This window comes from Candidatus Marithrix sp. Canyon 246, assembly GCF_001723685.1.
GTDB lineage: Bacteria > Pseudomonadota > Gammaproteobacteria > Beggiatoales > Beggiatoaceae > Marithrix.
In genome coordinates, this window is sequence record NZ_MCBX01000013.1 from 20,737 (window position 1) to 34,115 (window position 13,379).

The 13,379-nt window shown below is 34.9% G+C and carries 20 protein-coding genes; 11 read left to right on the top strand and 9 right to left on the bottom strand.

Translation table 11 applies throughout. From position 1 onward, the window contains the following. Positions 1-5 precede the first annotated feature (5 nt). The 4 genes from BHU68_RS09010 to BHU68_RS09025 are packed head-to-tail and all read left to right on the top strand — an operon-like array spanning position 6 to position 2,253. A complete protein-coding gene (locus BHU68_RS09010) occupies positions 6-296 on the top strand; it encodes a hypothetical protein (protein ID WP_069470998.1) in 291 nt (96 codons plus the stop codon). Continuing rightward, positions 277-642 carry a toxin-antitoxin system TumE family protein gene (locus BHU68_RS17655; protein ID WP_069470999.1) on the top strand — a complete coding sequence of 122 codons (366 nt, stop codon included), beginning with the start codon at positions 277-279 and terminating at the stop codon, positions 640-642. Before BHU68_RS09010 ends, BHU68_RS17655 begins: the two co-directional genes overlap by 20 nt. Beyond that, positions 642-1,811 (top strand): O-succinylhomoserine sulfhydrylase, encoded by a 1,170-nt coding sequence (locus tag BHU68_RS09020; RefSeq protein WP_069471000.1) that lies wholly within the window; start codon positions 642-644, stop codon positions 1,809-1,811. Before BHU68_RS17655 ends, BHU68_RS09020 begins: the two co-directional genes overlap by 1 nt. Further along, entirely contained in the window at positions 1,789-2,253 is a 465-nt protein-coding gene (locus BHU68_RS09025) for a DUF29 domain-containing protein (protein ID WP_253180913.1), read from the top strand. The genes BHU68_RS09020 and BHU68_RS09025 overlap by 23 nt, the downstream gene beginning before the upstream one ends. Here BHU68_RS09025 and rsxC read toward each other — a convergent pair. Genes rsxC through wrbA form a run of 4 tightly spaced genes read right to left on the bottom strand, consistent with a single transcriptional unit; the run spans position 2,250 to position 5,354 of the window. Further along, a complete protein-coding gene (gene rsxC, locus BHU68_RS09030; RefSeq protein WP_069471001.1) occupies positions 2,250-3,689 on the bottom strand; it encodes an electron transport complex subunit RsxC in 1,440 nt (479 codons plus the stop codon). The two genes, BHU68_RS09025 and rsxC, sit on opposite strands and share 4 nt — an antisense overlap. Beyond that, positions 3,686-4,219 (bottom strand): electron transport complex subunit RsxB, encoded by a 534-nt coding sequence (rsxB, locus tag BHU68_RS09035; protein ID WP_069471002.1) that lies wholly within the window; start codon positions 4,217-4,219, stop codon positions 3,686-3,688. The genes rsxC and rsxB overlap by 4 nt, the downstream gene beginning before the upstream one ends. Beyond that, positions 4,216-4,797, bottom strand: a complete 582-nt coding sequence (gene rsxA, locus BHU68_RS09040; RefSeq protein ID WP_069471003.1) for an electron transport complex subunit RsxA — start codon at positions 4,795-4,797, stop codon at positions 4,216-4,218. Before rsxA ends, rsxB begins: the two co-directional genes overlap by 4 nt. Next, the gene (gene wrbA, locus BHU68_RS09045; RefSeq protein ID WP_069471004.1) at positions 4,794-5,354 is read right to left on the bottom strand and encodes an NAD(P)H:quinone oxidoreductase; all 561 of its coding nucleotides are present in this window, start codon (positions 5,352-5,354) and stop codon (positions 4,794-4,796) included. Before wrbA ends, rsxA begins: the two co-directional genes overlap by 4 nt. Positions 5,355-5,385: 31 nt before the next feature. Here wrbA and BHU68_RS09050 point away from each other — a divergent pair, with 31 nt between their 5' ends. Next, on the top strand, positions 5,386-5,670 hold the full coding sequence (locus tag BHU68_RS09050; RefSeq protein ID WP_083234190.1) for a DUF4398 domain-containing protein: 285 nt from the start codon (positions 5,386-5,388) through the stop codon (positions 5,668-5,670). On the opposite strand, the gene BHU68_RS09055 is transcribed toward BHU68_RS09050, so the two are convergent. Next, positions 5,662-6,012, bottom strand: coding sequence for a DUF1294 domain-containing protein (locus BHU68_RS09055; RefSeq protein ID WP_083234189.1), 351 nt, complete (start codon positions 6,010-6,012; stop codon positions 5,662-5,664). The two genes, BHU68_RS09050 and BHU68_RS09055, sit on opposite strands and share 9 nt — an antisense overlap. Before the next feature lie 12 nt (positions 6,013-6,024). Between BHU68_RS09055 and mobA the strand changes: the two genes are divergently transcribed. From mobA to BHU68_RS17665, 3 genes are all read left to right on the top strand, one after another. Next, complete coding sequence (mobA, locus tag BHU68_RS09060; RefSeq protein WP_069471005.1) at positions 6,025-6,600, top strand: molybdenum cofactor guanylyltransferase MobA; 576 nt, start codon at positions 6,025-6,027, stop codon at positions 6,598-6,600. A gap of 380 nt (positions 6,601-6,980) precedes the next feature. Continuing rightward, positions 6,981-7,244 (top strand): formylglycine-generating enzyme family protein, encoded by a 264-nt coding sequence (locus tag BHU68_RS17660; RefSeq protein ID WP_069472952.1) that lies wholly within the window; start codon positions 6,981-6,983, stop codon positions 7,242-7,244. Beyond that, positions 7,228-7,590 carry a formylglycine-generating enzyme family protein gene (locus BHU68_RS17665; protein ID WP_216092680.1) on the top strand — a complete coding sequence of 121 codons (363 nt, stop codon included), beginning with the start codon at positions 7,228-7,230 and terminating at the stop codon, positions 7,588-7,590. Before BHU68_RS17660 ends, BHU68_RS17665 begins: the two co-directional genes overlap by 17 nt. A gap of 198 nt (positions 7,591-7,788) precedes the next feature. Here the strand turns inward: BHU68_RS17665 and BHU68_RS09075 are convergent, their stop codons facing one another. Further along, entirely contained in the window at positions 7,789-8,172 is a 384-nt protein-coding gene (locus tag BHU68_RS09075; protein WP_069471008.1) for a toxin-antitoxin system TumE family protein, read from the bottom strand. Beyond that, entirely contained in the window at positions 8,172-8,492 is a 321-nt protein-coding gene (locus BHU68_RS09080; protein ID WP_069471009.1) for a hypothetical protein, read from the bottom strand. The genes BHU68_RS09075 and BHU68_RS09080 overlap by 1 nt, the downstream gene beginning before the upstream one ends. A 512-nt stretch (positions 8,493-9,004) precedes the next feature. On the opposite strand from BHU68_RS09080, the gene BHU68_RS09085 reads away from it, so the two are divergent. From BHU68_RS09085 to mnmE, 3 genes are all read left to right on the top strand, one after another. Beyond that, entirely contained in the window at positions 9,005-9,205 is a 201-nt protein-coding gene (locus BHU68_RS09085; protein WP_445082214.1) for a hypothetical protein, read from the top strand. A gap of 375 nt (positions 9,206-9,580) precedes the next feature. Further along, a complete protein-coding gene (argB, locus tag BHU68_RS09090) occupies positions 9,581-10,429 on the top strand; it encodes an acetylglutamate kinase (RefSeq protein WP_069471011.1) in 849 nt (282 codons plus the stop codon). 1 nt (position 10,430) lies between these two features. Beyond that, positions 10,431-11,756, top strand: a complete 1,326-nt coding sequence (mnmE, locus tag BHU68_RS09095; RefSeq protein ID WP_069471012.1) for a tRNA uridine-5-carboxymethylaminomethyl(34) synthesis GTPase MnmE — start codon at positions 10,431-10,433, stop codon at positions 11,754-11,756. Here the strand turns inward: mnmE and BHU68_RS09100 are convergent. Then, on the bottom strand, positions 11,734-12,780 hold the full coding sequence (locus tag BHU68_RS09100) for a sensor histidine kinase (protein WP_069471013.1): 1,047 nt from the start codon (positions 12,778-12,780) through the stop codon (positions 11,734-11,736). The two genes, mnmE and BHU68_RS09100, sit on opposite strands and share 23 nt — an antisense overlap. Then, positions 12,752-13,336, bottom strand: a complete 585-nt coding sequence (locus tag BHU68_RS09105) for a response regulator (RefSeq protein WP_069471014.1) — start codon at positions 13,334-13,336, stop codon at positions 12,752-12,754. The genes BHU68_RS09100 and BHU68_RS09105 overlap by 29 nt, the downstream gene beginning before the upstream one ends. Positions 13,337-13,379: the final 43 nt, after the last annotated feature.

The window sequence follows — 13,379 nt, forward strand, 5'->3', positions numbered from 1 at the left end:
ATATCATGGAAATGTTAATAGAAGCAAGATATAAAGATATAGCGCAAAAGTTCTTTATATCAATTGAGCAATTGAAACAGGATAGCCTTAAATCTTATTTATTAGATCGAAAAAAAGAATTGATGAATGAAAAATTTGAAATACTATCAAGATATTCGGTAATAAATGTAGATGAATTAGAAACCAAAATTAAACAAGGTGTTTTAGTGGAACATCCTTCGTGGGAGGATTTAATAGATCTAAGAAATTTAGAAACAGAGATTCAAGGTATTAAGAATGATATTAGCCGTTTATAAGGAGTTGGCATTTATTGCTGAAAATGAATTTGCCGACATTGTTGTGGTTGCTAATATAATTTTTACTACCACACGTCGTGCCCAAAAAGTCAGATTATCTTTGATAGACGGTTCTTTAGTTGATATTTGGTTGACACTTGATGGGCGTTATTCCTATCATTGGCATTCTGTTGATAAGATTTATAGGCATGATAACGCACCGCATGAACAGTGGAATTTTGTTTCTACTTTTCCAAAACATTGCCATGATGGCAAAGAAAAAAATGTGATTGATAGTGATATTCCAGACAAATATCAGGAAGCAATTAGGTTTTTTTTGCAAAAAGTTAGAGAAAGATTTATATAATGATAGATTGGAATGAATTTGGGTTTAATACCCGTGCGGTGCGTGCTGGGCAAGTACGCACTGAGGAAGGTGAACATAGTGAGCCTATTTTTGCAACTTCTAGTTTTGTGTTTAAAAATGCGGCTGAGGCGGCTGATAGATTTGCAAATGTTTCGGGTAATATTTATTCGCGTATTACTAATCCAACTGTTCGTAATTTTGAGCAGCGTCTAGCTAGTTTGGAAGGTGGTGAGCGTTGTATTGCTACTTCTTCTGGTATGGCTGCTATTTTTACTACCTGTTTGGGTTTGTTAAAAGCTGGGGAGCATATTGTTGCTTCACAAAGTATTTTTGGTCCCACGGTTAGTTTGTTTAATCAAGTACTTAGTAAGTTAGATATATCAACCAGTTTTGTAGATTTGACTGATATAAATAGTTGGCAAGCGGCTATTCAAGATAATACTAAGATATTATTTTTGGAAACTCCTTCAAATCCACTTATTGATGTAGCAGATATTGCTGCTATTGCTAAAGTTGCTCATGCTAATGATTGTTTATTGGTAGTTGATAACTGTTTTTGTACCCCGGTTTTACAACAACCTTTGGCTTTAGGAGCTGATATTGTAATTCATTCTGCGACTAAGTATTTGGATGGGCAAGGTAGAGTTTTAGGTGGTGCGATTGTCGGTTCTGAACAGTTGGTTGGTGGTGATATTTTTTCAGTGTTTCGTTCTAGTGGCTCGACTATGAGTGCATTTAATGCGTGGGTATTTCTAAAGGGTTTAGAAACTTTAGATTTACGGATGCAAAGACACTGTGACAATGCTGAAGCATTAGCTGTATGGCTATCTGAACAAGCAGCAGTAAAACAGGTTTATTATCCGGGATTAAAGAATCATCCTCAACATGAACTAGCTAAACAACAACAAACTAGATTTGGCGGCATAATATCGTTTGAAGTAGCGGATCAAGCAGCGGCATGGCAGATAATGGATGCAACTCAAATTATGTCGATAACTGCCAACCTTGGAGATGCTAAGTCAACGATTACTCATCCAGCAACTACAACTCATGGGCGGATTACTCCAGAACAACGCGCTGCTGCTGGTATCAGTGATGGTTTAATTCGTATTTCGGTTGGCTTGGAAGATGTTGAAGATTTGAAAAATGATTTACAAAATGGGTTCTAACATGGGAGCAGCTTACCAACAAGATTTTTATACATGGACTTTGGAGCAGACAAGCTTATTAAAGCAGAAACGCTTTGATGAGCTTGATTTGGAACATATTATTGAGGAAATGGAAGATATGGGCAAGTCTGAGAAACGTGCCTTGGAGTCATATATTGAAAACCTGCTAATGCACCTGTTGAAATGGAAATATCAGCCATATTATATAGGTAGAAGAAGCTGGGAATTAACTATAATTGAGCAACGTAAACGACTTAAATGGCATATCAAGGAAAACCCCGGATTGAAGTCTAAACTTCCCGAAGCTATAGAACGATCCTATGAATTAGCAAAATTAGGTGCAGAAAAGGAAACTGGCATTCCAATTTCTCGCTATCCAGAAACATGTCCGTGGACTTATCAACAGTTTACTGATTCTGAGTTTTGGCCTGAAGCTTTTTAACCTTTCTCAGCACGAGCTTTTGCAATTTCTGCCTTCATTGCCGCTTTAGTTTTTGCTTTTTTGTGACGTTCAGCGCGTTCCTTTTTTTCTCTTTCTATACGAAAGTTTCTAAAATCATGTCGTTGTCGCGATAATTCTGAGTTTTTTTGTTGTTGTTGGTTGAAGCGAATTTCAGATTTGGCATATTGATAATAATTCACTAAAGGTATCTGGCTTGGGCATACGTAGGCGCAAGCTCCGCATTCTATACAGTCAAATATTTTATATTGTTCTACTTTTTCAAAGTCTTTGGCTTTGGTAAACCAATATAATTGTTGTGGTATTAATTTAACTGGACATACGTTTGCACACGCTCCACAGCGTATGCAAGGCATAGTAGTCGTGGCTATTGCTGTTTCTTGAGATGCAAGTATGCAATTGCTGGTTTTAATTATAGGTATATCATCATTAGGCAGACTTAGCCCCATCATGGTTCCACCCATTATTAGTCTATTGATTTTGCTTGTGACTTCACATTGATCAAGTACAAAATTCATAGGTGTTCCTAATAACACTAGTAGATTTTGTGGTTTATTTATGCCATTACCTGTGATGGTTACAACCCGTGATATTAAAGGTTCGCCATATTCTATTGCTCGATATACCGCGCTGGCAGTTTCAACATTTTGTACCACAATACCAATGCTAGCTGGTATGGTTGAGCGTGATATTTGGTTGCCAGTTAATACCTCTATTAATTGAATTTCTCCACCCATTGGGTAGATTGTCGGAACTGTTATTATTTCTACAGTGCTATTAGCAGATGCTGTTAATAAGGCTTGATAGGCTTCAGGTTTATTATCTTCGACTGCAATAATACAAGATTTGACACCAGCTAAAGTATAACTAATAATTTCTGCGCCCAGCACAATTTCTTTGGCGCGTTCACGCATTAAACGATCATCACAAGTTATATAAGGTTCACATTCTGCACCATTAATAATTAAAGTATCTATTTTTGTTGGCTTTAATTTTATGTGAGTAGGAAAACCTGCACCGCCTAAACCGACAATACCGGCTGTTGCAATATGTTTACGAATTTCATCGGCTGATAACTTTGTATAATCACTAATTGGCTGTAATTCTTGCCATTGATCTTTGCCGTCAGTTTCAATGATGATACAGTCAATTTTTAAACCAGAAGGATGAGGAGTATTACGAGCTTCAATAGCTATAACAGTGCCTGAACTTGAGGCATGAATACCATGGGCAATAATTTGACCCTTTAAAACATAATCACCGACTTTAACAATAGGATCAGCCAGTTCAGTTTTATGTTGTAATAAAGGTAAAGTTAAAAATGGTGGAATTTTAGCTTGAGTAATTGGTTGTTCACAAGAAAGTGTTTTATGCCCATCAAGCTTAATACCGCCGTGAAATTGCCATAAATGTGTCATATAGGTAACGGATATTTCCAAGTTTTGAGATTAGCTGAGATTGGTACCATTTCAATACAATCAACAGGGCAAGGTGGCAAACAAAGATCACAACCAGTACATTCTTGTGCAATTACTGTGTGCATAGCTTTAGGCGCACCTAAAATAGCGTCAACTGGGCAGGCTTTAATACATAAAGTGCAGCCAATACAAGTTTGTTCATCAATTATGGCTACCAGTGGCACTGCTGCTTCAGCTTCTGCGTCTAAGGCTTTAGGTTCACGATCTAATAAATCGGCTAAAGCTAGCATGGTAGTTTCACCACCCGGAGGGCATTGATTTATTTCAGCCTCTTCTTTAGCGATTGCTTCTGCATAAGGGCGACAGCCGGGATAATTGCATTTTCCGCATTGCTGTTGAGGTAATATTGCATCAATGTTATCAACAATAGGATCACCTTCTACTTTAAAACGTACTCCAGCATAAGCTAGCACCAATCCAAAAATTAAGGCTAATCCAGCAACTAATAACAATGCAATTATTATTGTCATACTTTAACTAAACCTGTAAAACCCATAAATGCAATCGACATAATACCAGCAGTGATTAACGCAATTGGTGCGCCTTGAAAAGAAAGAGGTACATCTGCTGCCATAACGCGCTCACGTAATCCGGCAAATAAGACTAAAACTAATGAAAATCCAATAGCTGCACCAAAACCATAAATTGCTGATTCTATAAAGCTATGTTTTTCTTGTATATTTAACAAGGCTACCCCTAAAACAGCACAATTGGTAGTAATTAAAGGTAAAAAAATCCCTAAAATTTGATGTAATAAGGGGCTGGTTTTACGCACAAACATTTCGGTAAATTGTACTACTACTGCAATTACTAAAATAAATACAATCGTGCGTAGAAATTCTATATCTAATGGTATTAATAGATATTTATTAGCAATATAACTAGTAATAGATGATAAAGTAAGCACAAACGTCGTAGCAAGCCCCATGCCTATAGCGGTTTCTAGTTTAGTAGAAACGCTCATAAATGGGCATAAGCCCAAAAATTTTACCAGCACAAAATTGTTTACTAAAACAGTACTTACAAAAATCAGTAGATATTCATTCATGTCTTAATAGCGGTTTCCGCTAAGCGTCTGCCTAAAGCTCGGCATAATCTTTGCTCCTCATCTGATAACGGATTGTTATTGTCTGTGCCAGCAACATGACTCGCACCATATGGTGTTGCACCTGTAATCGCATAAGGTAATCCTAATATTAGCATACCATGATGTAATAAGGGTACCATCATAGATAACAAGGTACTTTCTTGCCCACTACTGGAGCTAGATGTAAAAACAGCGGCTGGTTTATCTTTTAAACCACCGGCTAGCCATAAACCACTAGTTTGGTCAAGAAAGTATTTTAAAGGTGCTGCCATGGTTCCAAATCTAGTTGGGCTACCTAAAGCTAAGCCTGCACAAGTTTCTAAATCCTGCAAACTAACATAGGGCGAACCTGAATTAGGGATGTCTGATTCGGTAGCTTCACATAGTTGTGATACTGCTGGCACAGTGCGTAATTTTGCTTGGCATTCAGGTATTTCCTCGATACCACGAGCAATTTTTTGAGCCATCTGTGTAACATGCCCATGTCGGCTATAATAAAGAACTAAAATGTCTAACATAATGATTAATTAAAGATTGGGAATCGGATCTATGAAAAATATAAGTAAATTAGTAGGTATAATTATACTAATAATGATGATTGGTTGCACAACTATGCCTACACAAGAAATGAGCGATGCTCGTCAAGCTTTGAATGCGGCTAATCATGTTAATGCAAAATATTATGCACCCAGCAAATGGCAACAAGCTCAAAAACATTTAAAACAAGCTGAAAAGCATTTAATAAACAATCAATTTCAGTTAGCTCGCAGACATGCTGTTTTAGTTAAACAGCAAGCTGTTAGTGCATATAATGTGGCTATTAGTTTAAAATGATAACCATAAGATAAGAATGATCTGAAGTATTACAATAGCCCAATAAGTCATTTGAAATGAAGTTTTAATTGTCTTATGGCGAAATAATTTTTGTGCTAATAAGCCTGCTGGTGAACCGCCAGCAAGAGCTAGACTATGTAATACCAATTCTGGTATTCTTACACTTTCAAAACCTGCAATCAGTTTATCAAAACCATAATATAAAAATGTTACAAGGTTGATAGAAATCAAGTAGCTAATAATATATAAGTTTAAGCCTAAATATGAAAATAATATTATTAATAATATTATTAATATTAAAGCTGTAATTCCATATATGGTATATGGTGAGTTTTTAAACATCATTTTTTTCCTATGTTAATAACTGGAGTAATCCTAGCTGGAGGGCGTGCTACTCGTATGGGTGGGCATGATAAAGGTTTAGTGCAATTTAAGGATAAATATTTAATTGAATATGTGCTTGATAGTTTGCGCCCACAAGTTAGTCAAGTATTAATCAGCGCGAATCGCAACCAATCACAATATGCAAAAATTTCTGCATGTCCAATTATAGCAGATAGTTTTGATAATTATCAAGGTCCATTAGCTGGAATGGCAAGTACTTTAGCGGCGGCAGAAACAGATTATGTTTTTTTTGTGCCTTGTGATGCACCTTTATTAAGTTCACAATTAGTTGCACGTTTATATAGCCATTTAATCCAAACTCAAGCAGATGCTAGTGTTGCTTATGATGGTAAACGTTTGCAGCCAACTTTTTGTTTGCTCAAGCGTCGCTTATTAGATAATTTATTAGTGTTTTTAGAAACTGAAAAACGCAGTATTCATGGTTTTTTGAAACAACAAGCTTTAGTGTCAGTTGATTGTGCTGATATAGCGGAAACTTTTTTAAATATTAATACACCTGAAGATTTAAACCTGACAGGTTTTTAAAACCTGTCAGGTTTGGAGGTATTTAATCACTCGCCGATTTTTAGCATAAGCTGCGTCAAATTTTCCTTAATTTTTATTGCTGGAATTGATATAATATCATTGTAGAATTCTTTTGTAGGTTGGGTTAGCTTTTTTTACGCAGTAAAAAAACGTAACCCAACAAGAATGTGCCATAAAATAATATGTTTTGTAGTAAATGTTGGGTTACGTTTTTTTACTGCGTAAAAAAATCTAACCCAACCTACAGAATAAATTTTAGATAAGTTATTAAATAAGAGCTTAAAATATGTCAAAAAGACCTAAAATTAGAGTTGTTATAGCCACTATCATTATAGGCACTATGATTAGTGCTTGTAATGATGATGGTGCTGGTTCAGCGGTTGTTGATTAAATTATCTGAACAGTTAGAAAAACTTCAAGCTGTTAAGAAAGAAAATACTTTTGTTGCCGGAAAAGTCTTTAAAGATTCTTTAAAAGTTGGTGGTTTTGCTCCAGAGATGGTTATGATTGCTGCTGGTTCTTTTAGGATGGGTGGTGAATATTCAAGTGAAAAGCCAGTGCATGATGTTTCGGTTGATAGGTTTGCTATGGGGAAATATGAAGTCACCTTTGCTGAATATGATAAGTTTGCTGATACTACTTAATGTTTCTTGGAATGATGCTACAACTTATACAAAATGGCTTAGTAATCAAACTGGTAAACAATATAGTCTTCCTACTGAAGCTGAATGGGAATATGCAGCTCGGGCTGGTACGGAAACTAAGTATTGGTGGGGTAATGAGATTGATAAAAGTAAAGCAAATTATAACCATAATCTTGCTTTATATGATACTTCAGGAAATGTATGGGAATGGACATGTTCAGAATATATTGATAAATATAATTATAATGAAAAACAATGTGTTAAAAGTTCTAGCCGCAGCTGGGACACGCCGATGAACCGCACCAGCAACGTGGGCTTCCGGGTATCCATGTTCGTAACCCTTTAAACTTTTATCACTTTTACCTTTTTAAATTTTTCTGATTAGTTTGGGCTAATCAGAATGTTTTAAGCGTGAAATCCCCGCGCTGCGGCTATTTTTTATGTTTTATCTTTGCTTATATGCAATCTATGTAGTTTTTTTTGGGGTTTGTTGATATTTATTGCGTTCCGCCGTTGCGTATCGTTGTACTCAATGTTATCTGCGTTATAATAATTGTTCAATCTGTTCAATGAAATAAAATATATCAGGCACTGTCATTATAGCTAATACTGCACCATCTTCCTTATGAACATGATGCGGATAATTGGGTAATTGTGGATGATGTGCTGCATTATCCCAACGTTGTTTTAATTTTCCTTTGGAATTTTGCCAATGAAAACTATATTTCAATAAACTAATTTTACCACCGACATCGCTAACATACGCAACAAATTCAGCCAATCCTCCGTCAGTTAATGCCATTTTTATGCGTAATTTGCCATCAACTGGGGATATTTCTCGTCTGACAACTTCATAAGAGACAATAATTGGGCTTTGAATAATCCTAACCTCAACTGCATCAAAATGTTGTGTAATAATTAGATTCATTAATTGACACCTCTTTGTAATAATGTTAATCGTTTTTCAACATTAGTAAACATTTCAACAGTTGCAGCCCATTCCACAAAATCCATTTCATCTCCCATATCACCTTTTTCATAAGCTCTATAAAAATCACTAGAACTAAGTGAATAAGTCTCTTCAAATGCTATTAATTGGTCTAATAAACGTGTGTTTAGTTCTTGCATCCGTGCATGTTCGCGTGCTAATAACTTATTAATACTCATATCCAGCACGGGATCAACGGTTGAAGTATCAATGATAAGATATTGTTCTAAACATTTAACCTTTTCAAGTGTTGTCATCATAATGTTATCTCCATTTTATTTATATTATGTAATTTGGAATTCAAAGCCTAGCTTTGTACTCCAGTTTAATCACCAATCTATTTAAATTTGCTTTGACATTGTTTTGTTAATTTCACCATTTTTTGTAATCGTTGTTTGTTATAGAGTAAGGCTAAATTTTCTGTTGTTATAATTTTGATTTTCTAACAAATTAGCATAATTAGTATGAGCAACAGCATGACTAGGGCAAAGATTCAAGGCAGATTTTAATAAAGTTTTCTCTTGCGGCGGCTGCAAAAAATAAGAATGTTTAACTAAAGAATTAGCCTGATCACAAGGATTAGCGATTAAAATGTTAGGTGTTGTTAGTATTATGAGTAGGATTATTTTATCATGATAATTCTCCTTAATTTTTATTGCTGGAATTTATATAATATCATTGTAGAATTCCGTTTTGTAAATTAAAATTTAACTGATAAAGGTGTTGGTACTTTAATTCATTAATATGAATAATTCAAATACAATCGCCGCTGTTGCCACTCCTGCTGGGCGTGGCGGCATTGGTATTATTAGATCAAGGTTTAGCTATTTATTTTCCTGCTCCTAATTCTTTTACTGGTGAAGATGTTTTAGAATTACAAGGACATGGTGGTCCTATTATTCTTGATGTTATTTTAAAAAATTTACTAGGATTAGGAGCGCGTTTAGCTCGCCCGGGTGAATTTTCTGCTTAAATTCATGCTTTGGTGGATCAACTAATTTGCTGATGGGCAAGTTCTAGCTAAACTAGAAAACATGATTGTTGAATATTTAATGCAAACTCAAGCAGATGCTAGTGTTGCTTATGATGGTAAGCGTTTGCAGCCAACTGAAAAACGCAGTATTCATGGTTTTTTGTTGAAGATTTAAACCTGACAGGTTTAGAAGTATTTAATCACTCGCCGATTTTTAGCATAAGCCGCTTCAAATTCTCCTTAATTTTTATTGCTGGAATTTATATAATATCATTATGCTATTACATCCCTGCTTATATGCAATCTATGTAGTAATAATGTAATATAGCAGAAACCTTTTTAAATATTAATACACCTAAAGATATAAAAAATATTATGCCATTAGAAAATGCCAAAAACATTGCTCATGTTTTAACTGAAGCCTTACCATATATTAATCGTTTTAAAGGCAAAACCTTTGTAATTAAATATGGTGGCAATGCGATGGTAGATGAAGCATTAAAAGAGAGTTTTGCTCGTGACATCGTATTAATGAAACGCATTGGTATGAATCCAATTGTCGTACATGGTGGTGGACCACAAATCAGTAGTTTATTAAAACGTTTAGGTAAAGAAACTGAATTCATTAAAGGCATACGTGTTACTGATAGTGAAACTATGGATGTAGTACAAATGGTGCTTGGAGGTTTAGTTAATAAAGAAATTGTTAGTTTGATTAATAATCAAGGTGGAGCAGCAGTTGGTTTAACTGGTAAAGATGCGCAGTTAATTTACGCTAAAAAAATAGAAAATATTGATGTTGGGCATGTTGGTGAAATTATTAGTGTTGATATTTCTGTGATTGATTTATTGATTAGTGGCGATTTTATTCCTGTAATTGCTCCGATTGGAGTTGGTAATGATGGCAAATCTTATAATATCAATGCTGATATAGTAGCTGGCAAAATTGCTGAAGTGATGAAAGCTGAAAAATTAATGTTATTAACTAATACTAGCGGTGTGCTTGATAAACAGGGTGAATTATTAACAGGTTTAAATGCAAACCGTGTTAAAAAATTAATTGATAATGGTACAATTGAAGGTGGAATGTTACCAAAAATACAGTGTGCTTTAGACGCTGTAGAAGGCGGTGTACATTCAGCTCATATTATTGATGGGCGCGTTGAACATGCGGTGTTATTAGAAATTTTAACTGATAAAGGTGTTGGTACTTTAATTCATTAATATGAATAATTCAAATACAATCGCCGCTGTTGCCACTCCTGCCGGGCGTGGCGGCATTGGTGTTATTAGAATTTCTGGTTCAAAAGTAACTGAAATTGCTAGTAGCATTTTAGGTAAATTACCGCCTGCTCGTTATGCCACTTTTAGCGATTTTGTTGATCGCCAAGGTGTATTATTAGATCAAGGTTTAGCTATTTATTTTCCTGCTCCTAATTCTTTCACTGGTGAAGATGTTTTAGAATTACAAGGACATGGTGGTCCTATTATTCTTGACTTGATTTTAAAAAATTTACTAGGATTAGGAGCGCGTTTAGCTCGCCCGGGTGAATTTTCTGAGCGGGCATTTTTAAATGATAAAATCGACTTAGCTCAAGCTGAGGCAATTGCAGATTTAATAGATAGTGCTTCAACACAAGCGGCACGTTGCGCTTTACGATCTTTGCAAGGTGAATTTTCTGCTCAGATTCATTCGTTGGTAGATCAATTAATTTGGTTGCGCAGTTATATTGAAGCTGGAATTGATTTTGTCGATGAAGAAATTGATTTATTAGCTGATGGGCAAGTTCTAGCTAAACTAGAAAAAATAACTGTTGAATTAAATCAATTGATTGAAAAATCGCAACAAGGTTATTTGCTCAAAGAAGGAATGCGAATTGTCTTAGTAGGTGAACCTAATGTTGGAAAATCTAGCTTATTAAATTGCTTATCTGGTAGAGATACGGCTATTGTAACCCCAATTCCGGGAACTACCCGTGATGTAGTGCGTGAACAAATTCAATTAGATGGAATGCCGCTACATATTACTGATACTGCTGGGTTACGTGAAACTGATGATCCGGTTGAACAGGAAGGAATACGTAGAACTAAGTTAGCTTTGAAAGAAGCTGATCTTGTCATCGTGTTGGTAGATGATCGTCATCCTGATGATCATAGTAATATATTAAGTGAAATTGAGCAAACACCTTTAATTGTGCGTAATAAAATTGATTTAAGTGATCATAAGGCTGGCATGAGTTCTAGCGATATATGTTATATATCAGCAAAAACAGGAGCAGGAATTGACGGTTTAAAAGACTATTTAAAACAAAAAATGGGGCTAGATAGTAATGCTGAAGGTAATTTCATGGCACGTCGTCGTCACTTAGACGCTTTACAAACTGCTAAAATCGCTTTTGCTACAGCTTTAAATCATGCTCATAACTATCAAAACGAATTATTAGCAGAAGAATTGCGTATAGCACAACAAGCACTTGGAGAAATCACTGGAAAATTTACTGCTGATGACTTATTGGGGGAAATTTTTTCTAGTTTTTGTATTGGAAAGTAAAATAAAACCTACTACCCTTACCAATTTCACTTTCTACACCTACTTCACCACCAAGCTTTTCTATAATTCGCTGTACAATTGACAAACCTAAGCCATGCCCTTCTTCAACAGATGTTTGATGAAGGCGAGTAAATGGCGTAAATAATTTTGCCATTGCTTGTTTGTCTAAACCTAAACCATTATCACGTATCCAAAAACAAATTGTTTCCGCTTCTTGGCTAGCACCAATTTCCACACATGCTGGTGTTCCACCATATTTAATCGCATTACTTAGATAATTTACCCACACCTCTTCTAACCAAGGAACATAAGATATTATTTGTGGCAAGTCAGTTTGTATAAAAATTTTAGCATTATATTGCTCAATCATTGTAGCTAAACGTTGTTCAGCACTAGAAATAACCTCTTTCATATCCACACTAGTTAAATTAACACCTTGTGTTGAAACATTCGCCAACAATAACAAGGCATTAATAATATCTACCATTTTATAACTAGATCTTAAAATGTGTTCTACGCATTCTTTTCCTTGAATATTTAAATCATCTGAATATAATGTTTTTAATAAATCAGACATGCTGATTACATCATGGATTGGATTTTTTAAATCATGAGCTACCGTATAAGAAAAAGCTTCTAATTGTTGTTTTAGTTTATATATCGTTACATGAGTATTAATTCTTGCTAAAGCTTCTTCTTGTTGAATTGGCTTGGTAATATAATCAACTGCACCGATTTCAAAACCTTTAACTTTATCCAAGGTATCAGAAAGTGCAGTCATAAAAATTACTGGTATTTCCTTAGTATTAGAATTTGTTTTCAAACGCCGACAAGTTTCAAAACCATCAATACCCGGCATCATAACATCTAACAAAATTAAATCAGGGCGTTGATATTCGATAAGTTCAAGAGCAGATTCTCCATCACGTGCCACTAATACTTCAAAATTATTAATGTCTAAAAAATGGAATAAAGTGCTAATGTTCTCAGGAACATCATCGACGATTAAGATTGTTGATTGCATGATTTAATTCTCGCTTACTAGCTTGTAATGCCTTTTCTGCATGTTTACGTTCACGAATTTCCTTTTGTAACTGATCATTTAATGATGAAGTCATTGCATATTGTTGTTGTAACTTTTCATCTTGAATTTTTATCTGCGAATTTAAATTAGCAAATTGTTTTTTTAATTTACTAATAGTTAAATGTGTATTGATTCGCGCTAACACTTCTTCTTGTTGAAAAGGTTTAGTTACATAATCCATTCCGCCCAATTCAAATCCCCTTACTTTATCAGTAGTATCTGATAAGGCAGTCATGAAAATTACAGTTATATCTTCAGTATTTGGATTAGCTTTTAAACGGCTGCATGTTTCAAAACCATCTATACCCGGTGGCATCATAACATCTAATAAGATTAAATCTGGGCGTGGGCAAGCTAATTCTACAAGTTGTAACGCTCCCTCACCACTACGTTCGACTAAAACCTCAAAATCATTCATGATTAATAAGTCGAATAAGACGCTAATATTTTCAGCAATATCATCGACAATTAAAATCGTAGAAGTTTCATCTTGCATATTCATTCCTTTATGTATTGTTTTATAATTAACTTTTTTAGCT

Coding starts and splice junctions, on each gene's coding strand:
- BHU68_RS09080 (WP_069471009.1), bottom strand. CDS start 8,492: ATGATGACAACACTTGAAAAGGTTAAATGTTTAGAACAATATCTTATC.
- rsxC (WP_069471001.1), bottom strand. CDS start 3,689: ATGACACATTTATGGCAATTTCACGGCGGTATTAAGCTTGATGGGCAT.
- wrbA (WP_069471004.1), bottom strand. CDS start 5,354: ATGTTAGACATTTTAGTTCTTTATTATAGCCGACATGGGCATGTTACA.
- BHU68_RS09075 (WP_069471008.1), bottom strand. CDS start 8,172: ATGAATCTAATTATTACACAACATTTTGATGCAGTTGAGGTTAGGATT.
- BHU68_RS09100 (WP_069471013.1), bottom strand. CDS start 12,780: ATGCAATCAACAATCTTAATCGTCGATGATGTTCCTGAGAACATTAGC.
- mobA (WP_069471005.1), top strand. CDS start 6,025: ATGTTAATAACTGGAGTAATCCTAGCTGGAGGGCGTGCTACTCGTATG.
- BHU68_RS09050 (WP_083234190.1), top strand. CDS start 5,386: ATGAAAAATATAAGTAAATTAGTAGGTATAATTATACTAATAATGATG.
- BHU68_RS09105 (WP_069471014.1), bottom strand. CDS start 13,336: ATGCAAGATGAAACTTCTACGATTTTAATTGTCGATGATATTGCTGAA.
- BHU68_RS17655 (WP_069470999.1), top strand. CDS start 277: ATGATATTAGCCGTTTATAAGGAGTTGGCATTTATTGCTGAAAATGAA.
- BHU68_RS09010 (WP_069470998.1), top strand. CDS start 6: ATGGAAATGTTAATAGAAGCAAGATATAAAGATATAGCGCAAAAGTTC.
- argB (WP_069471011.1), top strand. CDS start 9,581: ATGCCATTAGAAAATGCCAAAAACATTGCTCATGTTTTAACTGAAGCC.
- mnmE (WP_069471012.1), top strand. CDS start 10,431: ATGAATAATTCAAATACAATCGCCGCTGTTGCCACTCCTGCCGGGCGT.
- BHU68_RS09020 (WP_069471000.1), top strand. CDS start 642: ATGATAGATTGGAATGAATTTGGGTTTAATACCCGTGCGGTGCGTGCT.
- BHU68_RS09025 (WP_253180913.1), top strand. CDS start 1,789: ATGATTTACAAAATGGGTTCTAACATGGGAGCAGCTTACCAACAAGAT.
- rsxA (WP_069471003.1), bottom strand. CDS start 4,797: ATGAATGAATATCTACTGATTTTTGTAAGTACTGTTTTAGTAAACAAT.
- rsxB (WP_069471002.1), bottom strand. CDS start 4,219: ATGACAATAATAATTGCATTGTTATTAGTTGCTGGATTAGCCTTAATT.
- BHU68_RS09055 (WP_083234189.1), bottom strand. CDS start 6,012: ATGTTTAAAAACTCACCATATACCATATATGGAATTACAGCTTTAATA.